Below are 1,101 nucleotides of genomic sequence, written 5' to 3'. Positions count from 1 at the left end.
AGGCGCAATGAGTATCATGCTGTTGTTTAACCACTTAGAGTTGGGTTACAAGCATGAATCAAACGGCCAGTCGAGTAAGCTTTCTCGTAGCTGGGATCGTCTTTATCTCGCTGCTGAGCGTTTCTCCGGTCCAGTTGAATACGGTGCGCATGCTTGGTGGGTCGTCACCACAGAAAATGACGACATGGAAGACTACTATGCACCCTATGAGTTGTGGGCGAAGTTCTATACTGGCGCTGGTGTGTTTAATACCCGAGGCTTCTACAACTTTGCAGATGACAAAGGTGGCGTAGAATTGGGGTACACCTTGTACTTTAATGACATCTTAGGTTTGTATGTTCAGGGCTACCATGGCTATGGTGAAACCTTGATTGATTATGACCATTCACAAACCCGTATTGGACTGGGAATCAAATTGGTTAACCTCTAGTACCGATTTGCTTGTTCTCTTTGTGTGAGCGTACTTTTAGTTTGGCGTTTAAAATATTAATCAATTGGATGCGTATATATGGCGAAGCTGTACATCATTTGTTACAAAGCTGGTTTTAATATTTCCTTTTGAGGTCAAATTAAGGCATAAAAGACCATTGTTTTATATCCTATTGCTATATCAAAGTAATTGAACGATATTTTGTATACCTCAGTTCAGAGTGTCGAGGCATAGGATGGAGCAACAAGGAAAGACATGCATTGAATTCGACTACACAAGCTTCCTAGGAGAAACGGGAAGTAAGAAGTGGACCTTTTTGGAGGCCTTTGTCACCATCGCTCCCATTTTTGGTCTGATGTGGAAACAGAACATCGCGGAATTAAGCCAACCAGAGGATCGCCTTTGGGATGCTGCCTTAAAATCGATGTCTTCACGTCAGAGCGATGAATCCAATCTAGTGATGTTGGTGAAACTAGCAAAACATGAAGGAATCCATGAGTTACGTGTAGTGATGCCTTATTCGTTAGACTCTCAGCAGATAGAGTACATTGAATCTCGAAGTAAACTAAAAGTAGAAACTGCAGAGCAAGATGTACTTAATTTGAAGCTCTAACGCCAAGGAACATATCCTCAAACACAAAGCGACCTATAACGGGTCGCTTTTTTTGGTG

2 protein-coding genes are annotated in these 1,101 nt (G+C 42.1%); both read left to right on the top strand.

What is annotated here, in order from left to right; all coding sequences use genetic code 11:
• Window positions 1-430, top strand: a 430-nt coding sequence (locus tag KIV40_RS20965; protein WP_285351132.1) for a phospholipase A, incomplete at its 5' end; no start/stop codon positions are given.
• Between the two features lie 235 nt (window positions 431-665).
• A complete protein-coding gene (locus tag KIV40_RS20960; RefSeq protein WP_285351131.1) occupies window positions 666-1,043 on the top strand; it encodes a transporter in 378 nt (125 codons plus the stop codon).
• Window positions 1,044-1,101: the final 58 nt, after the last annotated feature.

It is taken from the genome of Vibrio sp. D173a (assembly GCF_030248475.1).
Note: the sequence above shows the minus strand (reverse complement) of the source record. Positions and strands in the feature narration are given on the sequence as shown.

Bases quoted from the DNA above. Each gene is read 5' to 3' on its own strand.
- KIV40_RS20960 (WP_285351131.1), top strand. From the start codon at position 666: ATGGAGCAACAAGGAAAGACATGCATTGAATTCGACTACACAAGCTTC.